Raw genomic sequence first — 14,406 nt, 5'->3', positions numbered from 1 at the left:
ATATTAAAAATTTAAAAGACAATATGCACAATTGCATGAAAATTCTTTCAAACGAAAAAAGAACCCAAGTTAATTAAACTTGGGTTCTCCATTTCGTATTATTTCTCTTGTGTTTTTTCCCAATCAGCTAAGAATTTCTCAATTCCTTGATCTGTTAATGGATGCTTCACTAATGAAGCGATTACGTTTGCTGGGATTGTTGCAATATGTGAACCGTTTAATGCTGCTTCTGTTACGTGAACACTATGCCGTACAGATGCTGCAATGATTTCTGTTTCAATGCCGTGAATTGCAAAGATTTCTGCGATTTGGCGAATTAAGTCCATACCGTTATGACCGATATCATCTAGGCGACCTAAGAACGGTGAAACGTATGTCGCACCAGCGCGAGCTGCAAGTAATGCTTGCACTGCTGAGAATACTAATGTAACGTTTGTACGAATTCCTAAATCTGAGAATGCTTTTACTGCTTTTAAGCCTTCTGTTGTCATTGGAACTTTTACAACAACATTTGGAGCGATTTTTGCTAACTCTTTTCCTTCTTCAATCATTTTGTCAGCTTCTAAGCTAATTACTTCTGCGCTTACAGGTCCTTCAATAAAGCTGCAAATTTCACGAATACGCTCATGGAAATCTACGCCTTCTTTTGCTACAAGTGATGGGTTTGTCGTTACTCCAGCTACTACGCCTAATGCATTTGCCTCTTTAATTTCGTTAATGTTTGCTGTATCAATAAAAAATTTCATTTGTTATTCTTCCTTCCTAATTTTCGTTTTATATTTATTTATTTTTTCTTAATAAGCTCTAATTCAATCGGAATAAATTTGTCCACTTTTTTACCTTGTGTTATCTCTTTTGCTGTTTCCATCGCCTTCTCTCCGATTAATTCCGGTTTTTGAGCGACTGTTGCTGCCATACGCCCATCTTTAACCGCTTTTACAGCATCATCCGTTGCATCAAATCCAACAACGACTACATCCGTTTTACCAGCAGATTTTAATGCCTCAATTGCGCCTAATGCCATTTCATCATTATGAGCAAATACCGCTTTAATATCGCTATTTGCTTGCAAAATATTTTCCATAACGGATAACCCTTTTGCACGATCGAAATCAGCTGCTTGTTTTGCTACTACTTTTAAAGACTTATCAGCTACGTTATGGAATCCTTTCCCACGCTCACGAGCAGCAGACGATCCAGGTATTCCTTCTAACTCAGCGACATTTGTTCCTTCACCAACTACTTCCCGAATGTAATCACTAGCCATTTGACCACCTTCTACATTGTTGGAAGCTATGTGAGAAACAACTTTACCTGAATTTGCAACTCTGTCTACTGTAATAACAGGAACATTGGCTGCATTGGCTGCACTTACCGCTGAAGCAACAGCATCTGAGTCGGTTGGATTAATAACAATTACATCGACACCTTTTTGAATTAAATCTTCAACATCGTTTGTTTGCTTCGCTGCATCATTTTGTGCATCAACAGCAATTAATTCAATGCCGCTATCTTTTGCTTTCTTTTCTGCACCTTTTTTCAACGTGACGAAAAATGGATTATTTAAAGTTGAAACAGAAAATCCAACTTTAATAGTTTTATTTCGACCTTTATCGCTAGAATCCTTTGCCCATTCTGGTGGTTCCATTGAACAACCAGCAGTAACTACCATGATGCATGCAACGAGTATCAGTAACCATTTTTTCATGAATTGCCCCTCCATTACGCTTCTTTTCGACGATCAATTAGTACAGCTAGTAAGATTACAAGTCCTTTTACAACTTGTTGGAAGAAAGAAGATACACCTAATAAATTTAAACCGTTATTTAGTACACCAATAATAAGCACACCGATGAATGTACCAACAATCCATCCTCTTCCACCTGAAAGACTCGTTCCTCCTAACACAACTGCAGCAATTGCATCCAATTCGTAAGAAGTACCAGCAGTCGGCTGTGCAGAATCTAACCTTGATGTTAAGACAATACCTGCAAGCGCTGCCAAAATTCCGGAAAGACCGTAAATCATTACTTTAATTCTCGTAACATTAATACCTGATAAAGCTGCCGCTTCTTCATTTCCACCAATCGCAAACGTACGGCGACCAAACGTTGTTTTCTTTAAAATAAAGTACAGTACTGCAAAAGCGATCATCATTGTAACGGCTGGCACAGGAATACCAAGGAAATAACCACGGCCAAACATTTGGAACATTAAATGATCACCAAGACCAGTGATCGGACGTCCGTCCATATAAACAAGCGTCAACCCGCGAAAAATAGTCATTGTTGCTAAAGTTGCAATAAACGGAGCTACTTTTCCCTTCGCAATAATGATACCGTTTACAATCCCCATTGCAAGACCTGCTAATAATCCAACTGCCATTGCAAGGAACGGATCCATGCCACTTGCCATCATTCCGGCAACAAGTGCACTTGATAATGCTAAAATAGAACCTACCGATAAGTCAATACCCCCTGTTAAAATAACGAAGGTCATTCCAAATGCAATGAGTGCATTAATCGATACTTGGCGCAGTATATTAAATAAATTTGGAATTTCAATAAATGCTGGATTTAAAGCTGTAATTACTACGATAATTAATACTAATCCAATTAAAGAACCAAGTTGTTGTAATACATTCCCCTTCTTAGCCATATCTTACTCTCCCCCTGTAGCTAGTGCCATAATAGACTCTTGCGATGCCTGATCTTTCTCTAAAATACCACCGATTTTCCCTTCATGAATGACGAGAACTCGATCACTCATTCCTAAAACTTCTGGAAGCTCAGACGATACCATAATAACGGCATCTCCTTGCTCGGTAAGCTTATTCATAATAGAGTAAATTTCTTTTTTAGCCCCAACATCTACACCTCTCGTTGGTTCATCTACAATGAGTAACTGCGGATGAATACCTAACCATTTTGCAATTACAATCTTTTGCTGATTTCCACCAGAAAGAGATTTTACAGCTTGCTCTCCGTTTGCTGCTTTCACATTAAGAAGCTTCATCATATCCTCTGTAAATTGCTGTTCTAAACCTTTATTAACAACGCTTCCCTTTGAAAGACTTTCTAAATTTGGTAAAGCTAAATTTTCACGAATCGAAAAATCTAACACAAGCCCTTCAGATTTTCTATCCTCTGTAATAAAGGCAATTCGTTGTCTAATCGCATCAATTGGACTATCAATTTTTACTTCTTGTCCATTCATGAAAATTTTTCCTGAATCGAGCGGTTCATATCCAAATATTGCTTTCATAATATCCGTGCGACCAGCTCCCATCAAGCCCGCAACAACAAGGATTTCACCTTTTCTAACTTGAAACGAAACATTTTCAAATTTCCCCTTTTTCGTTCCGTTTCGCATTTCAAAAATCACTTCGCCAATTTGACTATTTCGTTCTGGATAACGTTCACCAATACTGCGGCCCACCATCATGCTAACTACTTCATCAAATGACGTTTCTGGAATTAATCTTTTCCCTACATATTCTCCATCACGCAAAATCGTAATAGCATCACATATTGAAAAAATTTCTTCCATCCGGTGTGAAATATAAACGAATGAAACGCCCTCTTTACGCAATTTATTAATAACAATAAACAGAGTTTCAATTTCGCGATCTGTTAATGCTGCTGTAGGTTCATCCATAATAATAACGCTCGCCTTTGTCATTAATGCTTTAGCAATTTCAATAATTTGCTGTTGTCCAACTGATAATTCACCTGCTAGCATAGCACCTCTCACATGTAGGCCAAGATCTGCTAATTGTTGCTGGGCAATCGCATTCATTTGACGCGTACGTAAAATGCCCGTTTTCCCATACATTAACTCTTTTCCAAGAAACATATTTTCAGCTACCGTTAAATTCGGTAATATGTTCAACTCTTGATGGATAAATGCAATACCATACTCTTCAGCTTCTTTCGCATTTTTAAAAGTTCGTTCTTTCCCATCAATCATGACTGTTCCACTGTCTTTTTTATATACACCTGTTAAAATCTTCATGAGCGTCGATTTCCCCGCTCCATTTTCCCCCATCAATGCATGGACTTCTCCTGTTTCAATCATAAACTGTGCGTTTTTTAGAACAGGATTACCACTGAACGCTTTTGAAATGTTCTTCATTTCAATATGCATTCTCATCACATCCCTTTATTAAAAAATCACGCCTGCATGTAAAATAACATTCGCATAAGGCGTTGCTTCTCCTGTACGAATAATCGCCTTCGCTCTCTTTGTATGCTCTTTAAATTCCTTATGAGACACATATTCAAATGCTGGCTCTATTAATCGCATCTCAACTTCTTTATTTACCTCTGCATTATTTATAATAACTTCTTCTGCTAACATCACTTTTTCAATTGCCATATCATCAGCAACTACTTGTAATACGTCTAAAAAGCTAGGCTTTCCGATTTCAACTGCTAAATCAATTCGTTTTACTCCATCAGGAATAGGTAACCCACAATCAGCAATTACAATCGTATCTGTATGTCCAAGTGAAGCAAGGACCGCCGCAATTTCACTATTTAATACACCGTGTTTTTTCATCCGACAATCACCTGTACTTCACGTACTCTATCTCTCGTTGGCATACCGCCCTGTGCCCCAAGTTTCGTTACAGAAAGACCACCAGCAATGTTCGCAAAACGAATTGCTTTTTGAAGTATTTCTCCTTCAGAAAGTGCAACTGCTAGCGCGCCGTTAAATGTATCACCAGCTCCAGTCGTATCCACTACGTCTACAGCAATACTTGGAACTTGAACAACTTCCGTTCCGTTATGGAAACGAACACCGTTAGACCCTTCCGTCATCAATAGCTTATTTGGATATTTCGCAAGTAACTCTTCAATTGGTGATGTGAAATCATTTAATACGATGCGACATTCATGTTCATTCGGCGTAATATAAGTCGCTTTTTCTAAAATATCTTCTGATAAGATTTGTGCTGGAGCCGGATTCAACATAACTGGAATGTTATGTTCCTCACAAATAGCCAGAACGTATTTTACTGTTTCAAGCGGAATCTCTAGTTGAAGAACAACCATATCTGCTTTTACAAGAAGGTCTTTTGAACGATCTACAACCGACTCATTTACAAGAGCATTTGCTCCTTGTACGACAACAATACTGTTATCCTCTTCTGCTAAAACGATATGAGCGATTCCTGTCGTCCTATCTGTAACCGGTACCACATAGTCGATAAAAATGCGTTCGTTCTCCAAATTTTTTCTAACTACTGTTCCGTAATCATCATTTCCTACTGCACCAACCATCGCTACATTTGCTCCTAATCTAGCTGCAGCAACTGCTTGGTTGGCCCCTTTTCCTCCTGGTATCGTATGAAACGCTTCACCAATTACTGTTTCTCCTGCTTTCGGCCGTATTTTTGAAACAGCCACTAAGTCCATTGAAATGCTACCTACTACTGCAATATTTGGCATCTGTCTCATCTCCTTACTTCGTTGTATTTCGTTCTATAATTTCAATCGGTAAACGATAGTGTTTCTCTTCTAATGGATTTCCTTCCATCTGCTCTAACAACAATTCTGTTGCAATTTTCCCCATTTCATAAATTGGCTGTGCAACAGTCGTAATAGATGGATACATCATTTCAGTTAAAGAAATTCCATCGAATCCAATAATTTGTAAATCGTTTGGAATAGAAATTCCCTTTTGAAGTGCAGCCTTTACAATACCAATTGCAATTAAATCATTCCCAGCAACAATTCCATCAATATGCTTATATTCTTCTAATAATTCCACCGCTACCCGTTCACTATTAGCTGGATCGAATGTACTCTCTGCAATCATATAAGAAAGATTATTTTGCGTAATAACGTCTACGAAACCTTCAAAACGTTCATTAGCTGTGCTCACATCACGCGGTCCACGAATATGTGCAATATGTTTACACCCTTTGTCTATTAATAACTTTGTCGCCGCCTGACTCCCTGCATAGTTATCTGCATATACAGTAGGAATGCGCTCATTAAACATACGGTCAATCGCAACAACTGGAATAGACAAATTCATGTAATTAACACTATTTTGTGGATTCGTTGCTACAATAAATCCGTCCACATTATTTTGTCTAAGCACATCAATGTATTGCTTCTCTTTTTCTAAATTTTCATCAGAGTTACAAAGTACAACTGTGTAACCTTGCTTATGTGCTACATCTTCTACGGCACGTGCAACTTCTGGAAAGAATGGATTCACGATATTTGGAACAACTAATCCAATTAAACGAGATTTTTTATTGTATAAAGAACGTGCTACTGTACTAGGTTTATAATCTAGCATTTCAATTGCTCGCTCTACTTTTTTTAATGTATCCTCATGAACATATCCATTTTTATTTAACACTCTGGAAACGGTCGCAACAGATACCCCTGCTAATTTTGCAACGTCTTTAATCGTACTCATTCTCTTTTCTCCTCATTTCATGTAACCGTTTACAGAAAATAATATAACGCATTTATAAAAATACGTCAATCATTTCTCACTAAAAAGCTTTTAAGGTTATACTCAAAAAAGCATCGCCATAAGGCGATGCTTTTTTATTACGAATATGATACAGTTTTTTCCTTTTCTTCTACAGCAGGCTCTTCAGCACCTTTTTTACGATCAGACAGTTTAATTTTCTGTAAGAAAATCGTAAAGATAGCACCTACTACGATAAATACCAATCCTGTTAAGAATACAGTATGAAGTGAGTCCACTAAAGAGCTTTTCAAAATTGGTACGATGCTATTAGAAAATGCTTCTGGCATTTGTTTTAATGCCTCTGGACTAAATAGCATAGAATATAAACTTTGTGGATCTGTATGAATCATATCTTTAAATTTTGTTACCATTTGTCCCGCTTCTTTTGGGAATGTGTCTAATACAGGTACTAATTTATTTGTTAACGTTGTACCTGAAGTGTTATTCATAATTGATCCTAAAATTGTAATACCGAATGTTCCACCGATTTGACGGAAGAATTGACTTGATGATGTTACAACGCCAAGATCTTTTTTCGGGAAGCTTTCTTGTAATGCTAATGTTAATATCGGCATAACAAGACCCATTCCTAAACCGATAACCATCATATAAGAAGTAGCAGTAAGCTTAGTTGTGTGCATATCCATCGTTGTTAATAACCAGAAACCACTAGCCATAATAAGCATCCCTGTAATAATTTGTGGTTTCACACCAATTTTTAATACAAGCTGACCACCAATAATACTCATAACGATCATTGTAATCATCATCGGTGTCATAATCGTTCCTGATTCAGCAGCACTTACGCCTACAATTCCTTGCATAAAGAACGGTACGAACATAATTGCTCCAAACATTCCGATACTCATAAAGAAACCAATCGCATTCAGTAGTGTAAATGTGCGGTTTTTAAAGAAGTGCATCGGTAAAATTGGTTCTTCAGCCTTCGTTTCAACGATAACAAAGCTAACAATACCAATGGCAGCTAGTGCAAATAACCCGATAATTTGCCAAGAACCCCATGCATAATCTTTTCCGCCAAACGTTAACGCAAGTAATAAACTTACAACACCGAGAATCATCGTGAAGATTCCAGCGATATCAATTTTAATTGGTCCTGTTTGTTTATGTGCTTTTAATCCCATTGCAATGAAGATTGTCGCTAAAATACCAACTGGTAAGTTAATATAGAATACCCATCTCCAGTTCACTGCGTCTACAATCCAACCACCAACTTGTGGTCCAATTACAGAGGCAAGACCGTATAGAGCTCCAAAAATACCTTGCCATTTAGCACGTTCTTTTCCCGTGAACATATCTCCGATAATAATCATAGCCATTGGCATCATAATACCGCCACCAAGACCTTGAATACCACGGAAAATAATTAATTCTGTCATACCGTTTGCCATACCACATAACGCTGAACCAACCATAAAGATAATTAATCCTGCTATATATACGTTACGACGCCCAAGTAAATCCGCTAATTTACCTGCAATCGGTACAACCGTTGTTGATGTTAACATGTAAGCTGTTGTTAACCATGTCATTAAACTTAATCCACCTAGTTCACCGACGATACGCGGCATTGCTGTACCAACGATTGTTCCGTCCAATGCAGCAAATAGCATTGCGATTACTAAACCGATTAACAACAACTTTCTATTCTGATTTTCTTGTTGCTCCATGTAATCTCCTCAATTCCTCTTAGTTTTTCTCTTTTTTCTCTTTTTTCTCTGGTTTCCCGCAAATAATTGTTTCTAGCTTTTCAAAGAGGCGCAACAAATCTTCCCTCTCTTGTAATTCTAAGTGGGAGAAGTATTTTGCAATATGCTCATTACGAGCCGCCATCGCTTCTTCTACTGTAGCTTTCCCCTTCTTCGTTAGCTCAATGACAACAACGCGGCGATCATTATCGTCGTGATAGCGCTCTACTAACCCATGATCAATTAAACGATCAGTCATTACTGTAATCGCACTCGGTTTCACGTACATTTTCTCCGCCAATTGTGTCGCTCTTGAAGCTCCGTAATGATCTAAAATCTTTAAAATATAAAACTGCGGTGGTGTAAGTCCTGATGCTTGCATTTGTTCTAATAGCTCTGTTTGCATTTTCTTTCCTATAGCGAATGTAAGAGCTTGAATCTTATCAATATGAGTCATATCATTTGGCATGTTATCCACCTCTTATTTAAGCAATAAAATATTTAACGTATTTAAATATTAATCCCACAAACAAAATACGTCAACAACTTTCTTTATAAAAACGTTTACATTCTTGTCACAAAGTTGTATAATTTTCGTCGAAGTTAATATTGACAGTCACGGAGAATCGGAGTATATGGCTATGAATCATAAAAAAGGGAACTTTTTTATATTTCATAGCCTTTTTGTATTCTCTGTCTTAAAACGCTTCCAATTAATTAGGGGAGGATTTTCATTTTATGTTTTTCACACAATTATTTAAACCTGCGCCCCACGCAGAACGCTTACCAGCTGATCGCACTGATAGCGAATACCGCAAATTGCGTTTGCAAGTATTCTTAGGCATCTTCATCGGTTATGCGGGTTACTACTTTGTTCGAAAAAACTTTTCACTCGCAATGCCATACTTAATCGAACAAGGCTTTAGTAAAGGGGAACTTGGGGTTATCCTTTCAGCAGTATCTATCGCTTACGGATTAAGTAAATTTCTTATGGGTATCGTATCCGATCGTTGTAATCCTCGCTACTTTTTAGCAGCTGGGCTATTTTTATCCGGTATCATTAATATTATTTTCGGCTCATTTTCTTTCATTACAACGAGCATTATACTTATGTTTGTACTTCAGTTTTTAAATGGATGGGTACAAGGTATGGGATGGCCTCCTTGTGGTCGTACGATGGTTCACTGGTTCTCCGTTAGTGAACGTGGTACAAAAATGTCTATTTGGAACGTCGCTCATAATGTCGGCGGCGCGCTTATGCCTTCTCTCATTACATTAGGCTTATATTTCTTTGCAAATGACTGGAAAAGTATATTTTACTTCCCAGGTATTCTTTCAATTTTAGTGGGGATTTATGTATTAATTACGATGAGAGATACACCTCAATCTTGCGGATTACCTTCTATTGAAGAACATACTGGGGAATATCCATCAGATGAAAAAGTAGCGGACCGTGAACGCGAACTTTCGGTAAAGGAAATTTTATTTAAATACGTATTAAACAATAAGTTTTTATGGTACATCGCTATCGCTAACGTTTTTGTTTATTTCGTTCGTTACGGCGTTGTAGATTGGGCTCCTACTTATTTAGTTGAAGAAAAAAGCTTTACTCATAGTAGCTCACGTACAGCTTATGCTCTATATGAATGGGCTGGTATTCCAGGTACGCTTCTTTGCGGATGGATGAGTGATAAACTATTTAAAGGACGCCGTGCACCTGCTGGTATTTTATTTATGGTCGGTGTATTTATCGCAGTTCTTGTTTACTGGCTAAACCCTCCTGGTAATCCAATGGTTGATAGCATCGCACTTGTCGCAATTGGATTTTTAATTTACGGACCTGTTATGTTAATTGGCCTACACGCTCTTGACTTAGCACCAAAGAAAGCTGCTGGAACTGCCGCTGGGTTAACTGGGTTCTTCGGTTACCTAGGGGGAGCTACTTTTGCTAGCGCAGCTATGGGCTTTATTGTAGATGGATTCGGATGGGACGGCGGATTCATTTTGCTCCTTGCTTCTTGTGTGCTTGCAATGTTCTTCCTTGCTCTTACTTTAAATACAGGATCTACAAAACAAACACAAGCTTAAACACTAATATTATACTTACAAAAAAAGAGAGACAGTTCTTTCCAGAACGCCTCTCTTTTTTCTACATATAGTACTTTTTTATTACAAATAATTTATCAATCCAACCCATAATTGTGAGCGTTTTAAAAGGGTTTTTATCCTTATATTACTGCATCTCATCTCTATATAAAAAGATTTTTGAATATTTACTCTTGTCAAACATTGTCACTTTATATTAAAATAGCAACAACATACTAAATATTTAGTCTTTTCAGAAAAGATGGAGGGATAACCATGAAGAATCCACTTCTTCGCATTGAAAACTTACAGACTTCCTTTCGCATACAAGATCAATATCATGCAGCAGTTGATAACGTTTCGTTAACTGTCCATGAAAATGAAATTGTCGCGATAGTTGGTGAATCAGGTTGCGGAAAAAGTGCACTTGCCCTTTCTATTATGCGATTGCATAATGAAGCAAATACAAAATTACAAGGGCAGCTTAACTATAGAGATAAGGATTTACTAACTATGTCAGCCGCAGAGATGAATAAAGTACGCGGATCAAACATCGGTATGATTTTCCAAGAACCTCTTACAGCACTCGATCCTCTCATGACAGTTGGAAAACAAATCGAAGAAAACTTAGACTACCACACAAGCCTTTCAAAAGTTGAAAAAAAAGAACGCACCTTAGAACTACTTCATCAAGTTGGTATTCCAAAACCAGAACTTACATATAAACAATACCCACACGAATTATCTGGCGGAATGAGACAAAGAATTGTTATCGCAATTGCAATTGCTTGTAACCCAGCACTCATTATTGCGGATGAGCCAACAACGGCTCTTGACGTAACCATCCAAGCACAAATTTTAGACTTACTAAAATCTATTCAAGAACAAACGAAAATGGGCATCATTTTAATTACACATGATTTAAGCGTTGTTGCCGAAACAGCTGATCGTATTGTCGTTATGTATGCAGGACAAGTTGTAGAAACAGGAACAGTAGAAGAGATTTTTAATAACCCGCTTCACCCATATACTCGTTCTCTATTAAACTCAATTCCATCTGCGTATGCTGAAAAAGAAAAATTGCATGTAATTCAAGGCGTGGTTCCTTCGTTAGCGAAGCTTCCTCGCACAGGTTGTCGCTTCCAAGCTCGAATTCCATGGATTAGACCTGATCAACACGAGGAAAATCCAATTTTACATGAAGTAAAACCAGACCATTGGGTACGTTGTACTTGCTATAAGCATTTCAACTTCCAACATAAGAAAGGAGATGACGTAACTCATGGCACTGCTTAAAGTAGAAGATTTAAAAGTACATTTTCCAATTAAAGGTGGCTTCTTCGGCCGCACATTAGATTACGTGCGTGCTGTCGATGGTGTAAGTTTTGAATTACAACCGGGTGAAACATATGGGATCGTTGGTGAATCCGGAAGCGGCAAATCAACAACGGGTAAAGCAATTATGCATTTAACGAAAGCAACAGAGGGTAGCATTCATTTTAATAATAGAGATTTAACAAAATTAAGTCGCTCGGAGCTACGTGAACAACGAAAAGATATTCAAATGATTTTCCAAGATCCGTATTCATCATTAAATCCGAAGAAACGTGTTCTCGACATTATTGCTGAGCCTCTTCGAAATTTTGAGAAGCTCTCACCTGATGAAGAACGTAGAGCAGTTCAAGAATATCTTGATAAAGTTGGTCTAAATCCAGAGTCAATTTATAAATACCCACATGAATTTTCCGGTGGGCAAAGGCAGCGAATTGGTATTGCACGCGCTCTTACATTAAAACCGAAGCTTATTATTGCTGATGAGCCAGTATCTGCGCTCGACGTCTCTGTACAAGCACAAGTATTAAACTTCTTGCAAGATTTACAAGCTGAGCTCGGACTAACATACTTATTCATTAGTCATGATTTAGGTGTAATTCGTCATATGTGTGATCGTATCGGTGTTATGTATCGCGGACGCATTGTCGAAGAAGCAACTAGTGCAGAAATTTATAGTAATCCGCAACATATTTATACGAAGCGCCTAATATCTGCAATTCCTGATATTCGTCCTGAAAACAGAGAGAGACAGCGTAAGCTCCGTCAACAAGTAAGCTCTGAATACGAGAAATCATACGAAAATTATTTCAATGAAAACGGTCGGGCTTATGACTTAAAAGCAATCTCGCCAACGCACCGGGTGGCATTACCATAAGGGAGTGATAAAACATGTGGAAGTTTATATTACGGAGATTTTTAGTGATGATCCCGCAATTATTCGTGTTAAGTGTACTTGTCTTTCTACTAGCTAAGGCAATGCCAGGCGATGCCTTAACTGGCAAAGCAATGAATCCAAAAGCGGATCCAAAAGTGATTGAAGAACAGCGAGAAAAGCTTGGATTAAATGACCCAGTTACAACACAATATGTTCGCTGGATTAAAAATGCAGCCCAAGGTGACTTTGGTATTTCCTATGCACATAAAATGAAAGTAACCGATTTAATTGGAGAACGACTTGGAAACACAGTATCTTTAGCACTTGTCATTCTTATTCTTACTTATTTAATTGCCATACCACTCGGAGTTATAAGTGGGCGTTGGAATGATACCTGGGCTGATCGACTCATTACCCTTTACAACTATCTAGGTTTTGCTACACCACTATTTATATTTGCACTAGTTATGCTCTTCCTATTCGGATTTAAGTTTGCAATATTCCCAACCGGCGGTAGCGTAGATCCTCAAGTTGCAACAGGTACATTTGCTTACTATTTAAGCAAATTGAATCACATGCTACTACCAGCTTTATCCGGGGCATTAATCGCAACAGTTGGTACTGTTCAATATTTACGAAGCGAAATTATTGATACGAAACATAAAGATTTTGTTCGTACAGTAAGAGCAAAAGGTGTTCCAGAATCAAAAATCTATTCTAGACATATTTTACGAAATTCATTCTTACCAATTGCAGCCTTCTTAGGCTATGAAATTACAGGATTAGTTGGCGGTGCCATCTTTTTAGAAAGTATTTTTAGCTATCCAGGAATTGGACAACTATTTATACAATCTATCTCTCAACGTGATTTTAGTGTAATAACTACACTCGTTATGTTTACTGGATTTGCAACGTTACTTGGAACTCTCCTTTCAGATATTATTCTAAGCATCGTCGATCCACGTATTCGTATTGATTAAAGAAAGGAGATGACGTTATGTTAGCAAACCCTGAAAAACAAACTGAAGTTATTCATTACGAAAAAAGCCCTTCTGGTTTCTCTATTATGTGGCGAGAACTTCGTAAAGATAAATTAGCAATGTTTTCACTTATTTTCCTAGCAATCTTATTAGTAGCAGTCTACGCAACATCTTTTATTATGAAACAAGAAGATATTGTACGAGTTGATTTATTCGCTATTTATGCTCCTCCCTCTGCTGAACATTGGTTAGGAACAGATTACGGAGGACGCGATATTTTCGGTCAACTTATTATTGGTACACGTAACTCCTTTACAATTGGATTAGCAATTACTATTCTTTCTTGTTTAATTGGTCTTTCAATTGGATTAATTGCCGGGTATTTTGGAGGAGCTATTGATAATATCATTATGCGCATTATCGACTTTGTTATGGTTTTACCATTTTTAATGCTTGTAATTGTATTTATTACACTTGTTCCTACATTCAATATCTTTACTTTCATTTTAATTATGAGCGTGTTCTTATGGACAGGAAAGGCCAGATTAATTCGCTCAAAAGTATTAACTGAAAAAGAACTAGATTATGTCTCTGCATCTAAAACTTTAGGAACACCAAACTGGAAAATCATTCTTTTCCAAGTACTACCTAACTTAAGCTCAATTATCATTGTTAGTGTTACATTAAATCTTGCTGGAAACATCGGTATTGAATCTGGTCTAACTTTCTTAGGATTTGGTCTACCAGAAAGTACACCAAGCCTTGGTACACTTGTTAGTTATGCTAGAAATCCAGATGTATTACAAGAGAAATGGTGGATTTGGTTACCCGCATCAATCATGATTTTAGCATTGATGCTGTGTATAAATTTTATTGGTCAAGCGCTACGTCGTTCGGCCGACGCAAGACAAAGAAAAGGATAAGG

The 14,406-nt window shown here is 37.5% G+C and carries 14 protein-coding genes; 5 read left to right on the top strand and 9 right to left on the bottom strand.

Annotated features, from left to right (window positions below):
• Positions 1-98: 98 nt before the first annotated feature.
• From fsa to B5P40_RS04965, 9 genes are all read right to left on the bottom strand, one after another.
• Positions 99-746, bottom strand: a complete 648-nt coding sequence (fsa, locus tag B5P40_RS05005) for a fructose-6-phosphate aldolase (protein WP_000667669.1) — start codon at positions 744-746, stop codon at positions 99-101.
• Between the two features lie 38 nt (positions 747-784).
• Positions 785-1,708, bottom strand: a complete 924-nt coding sequence (rbsB, locus tag B5P40_RS05000) for a ribose ABC transporter substrate-binding protein RbsB (RefSeq protein ID WP_002090926.1) — start codon at positions 1,706-1,708, stop codon at positions 785-787.
• Positions 1,709-1,722: 14 nt separating this feature from the next.
• Positions 1,723-2,658, bottom strand: a complete 936-nt coding sequence (locus B5P40_RS04995; RefSeq protein ID WP_001074640.1) for an ABC transporter permease subunit — start codon at positions 2,656-2,658, stop codon at positions 1,723-1,725.
• Between the two features lie 3 nt (positions 2,659-2,661).
• Positions 2,662-4,146, bottom strand: coding sequence for a ribose ABC transporter ATP-binding protein RbsA (gene rbsA / locus B5P40_RS04990; protein WP_113708935.1), 1,485 nt, complete (start codon positions 4,144-4,146; stop codon positions 2,662-2,664).
• 18 nt (positions 4,147-4,164) lie between these two features.
• Positions 4,165-4,560, bottom strand: a complete 396-nt coding sequence (rbsD, locus tag B5P40_RS04985) for a D-ribose pyranase (RefSeq protein ID WP_002125248.1) — start codon at positions 4,558-4,560, stop codon at positions 4,165-4,167.
• Entirely contained in the window at positions 4,557-5,453 is an 897-nt protein-coding gene (gene rbsK / locus B5P40_RS04980; protein WP_078176723.1) for a ribokinase, read from the bottom strand. Before rbsK ends, rbsD begins: the two co-directional genes overlap by 4 nt.
• 13 nt (positions 5,454-5,466) lie before the next feature.
• Positions 5,467-6,438, bottom strand: a complete 972-nt coding sequence (gene rbsR / locus B5P40_RS04975; protein ID WP_113708934.1) for a ribose operon transcriptional repressor RbsR — start codon at positions 6,436-6,438, stop codon at positions 5,467-5,469.
• A gap of 137 nt (positions 6,439-6,575) precedes the next feature.
• A complete protein-coding gene (locus B5P40_RS04970; protein ID WP_002090931.1) occupies positions 6,576-8,189 on the bottom strand; it encodes an MDR family MFS transporter in 1,614 nt (537 codons plus the stop codon).
• A 19-nt stretch (positions 8,190-8,208) separates the two neighbouring features.
• Positions 8,209-8,676, bottom strand: a complete 468-nt coding sequence (locus tag B5P40_RS04965; protein WP_002029807.1) for a MarR family winged helix-turn-helix transcriptional regulator — start codon at positions 8,674-8,676, stop codon at positions 8,209-8,211.
• Positions 8,677-8,945: 269 nt separating this feature from the next.
• Here B5P40_RS04965 and glpT point away from each other — a divergent pair, with 269 nt between their 5' ends.
• The 5 genes from glpT (at position 8,946) to B5P40_RS04940 (ending at position 14,404) form a co-directional block, all read left to right on the top strand.
• Positions 8,946-10,295, top strand: a complete 1,350-nt coding sequence (glpT, locus tag B5P40_RS04960; RefSeq protein ID WP_113708933.1) for a glycerol-3-phosphate transporter — start codon at positions 8,946-8,948, stop codon at positions 10,293-10,295.
• A 273-nt stretch (positions 10,296-10,568) separates the two neighbouring features.
• The gene (locus tag B5P40_RS04955; protein WP_078176721.1) at positions 10,569-11,588 is read left to right on the top strand and encodes an ABC transporter ATP-binding protein; all 1,020 of its coding nucleotides are present in this window, start codon (positions 10,569-10,571) and stop codon (positions 11,586-11,588) included.
• Positions 11,575-12,501, top strand: coding sequence for an ABC transporter ATP-binding protein (locus tag B5P40_RS04950; RefSeq protein WP_001196372.1), 927 nt, complete (start codon positions 11,575-11,577; stop codon positions 12,499-12,501). The genes B5P40_RS04955 and B5P40_RS04950 overlap by 14 nt, the downstream gene beginning before the upstream one ends.
• 14 nt (positions 12,502-12,515) lie before the next feature.
• Positions 12,516-13,481, top strand: a complete 966-nt coding sequence (gene opp4B / locus B5P40_RS04945) for an oligopeptide ABC transporter permease (RefSeq protein ID WP_033655978.1) — start codon at positions 12,516-12,518, stop codon at positions 13,479-13,481.
• 17 nt (positions 13,482-13,498) lie between these two features.
• Positions 13,499-14,404 (top strand): ABC transporter permease, encoded by a 906-nt coding sequence (locus B5P40_RS04940; RefSeq protein ID WP_078176720.1) that lies wholly within the window; start codon positions 13,499-13,501, stop codon positions 14,402-14,404.
• Positions 14,405-14,406 lie beyond the last annotated feature (2 nt).

Source organism: Bacillus sp. SRB_8, assembly GCF_003264205.1.
GTDB lineage: Bacteria > Bacillota > Bacilli > Bacillales > Bacillaceae_G > Bacillus_A > Bacillus_A mycoides.
This window is presented reverse-complemented; position numbering and strand designations above follow the sequence as displayed.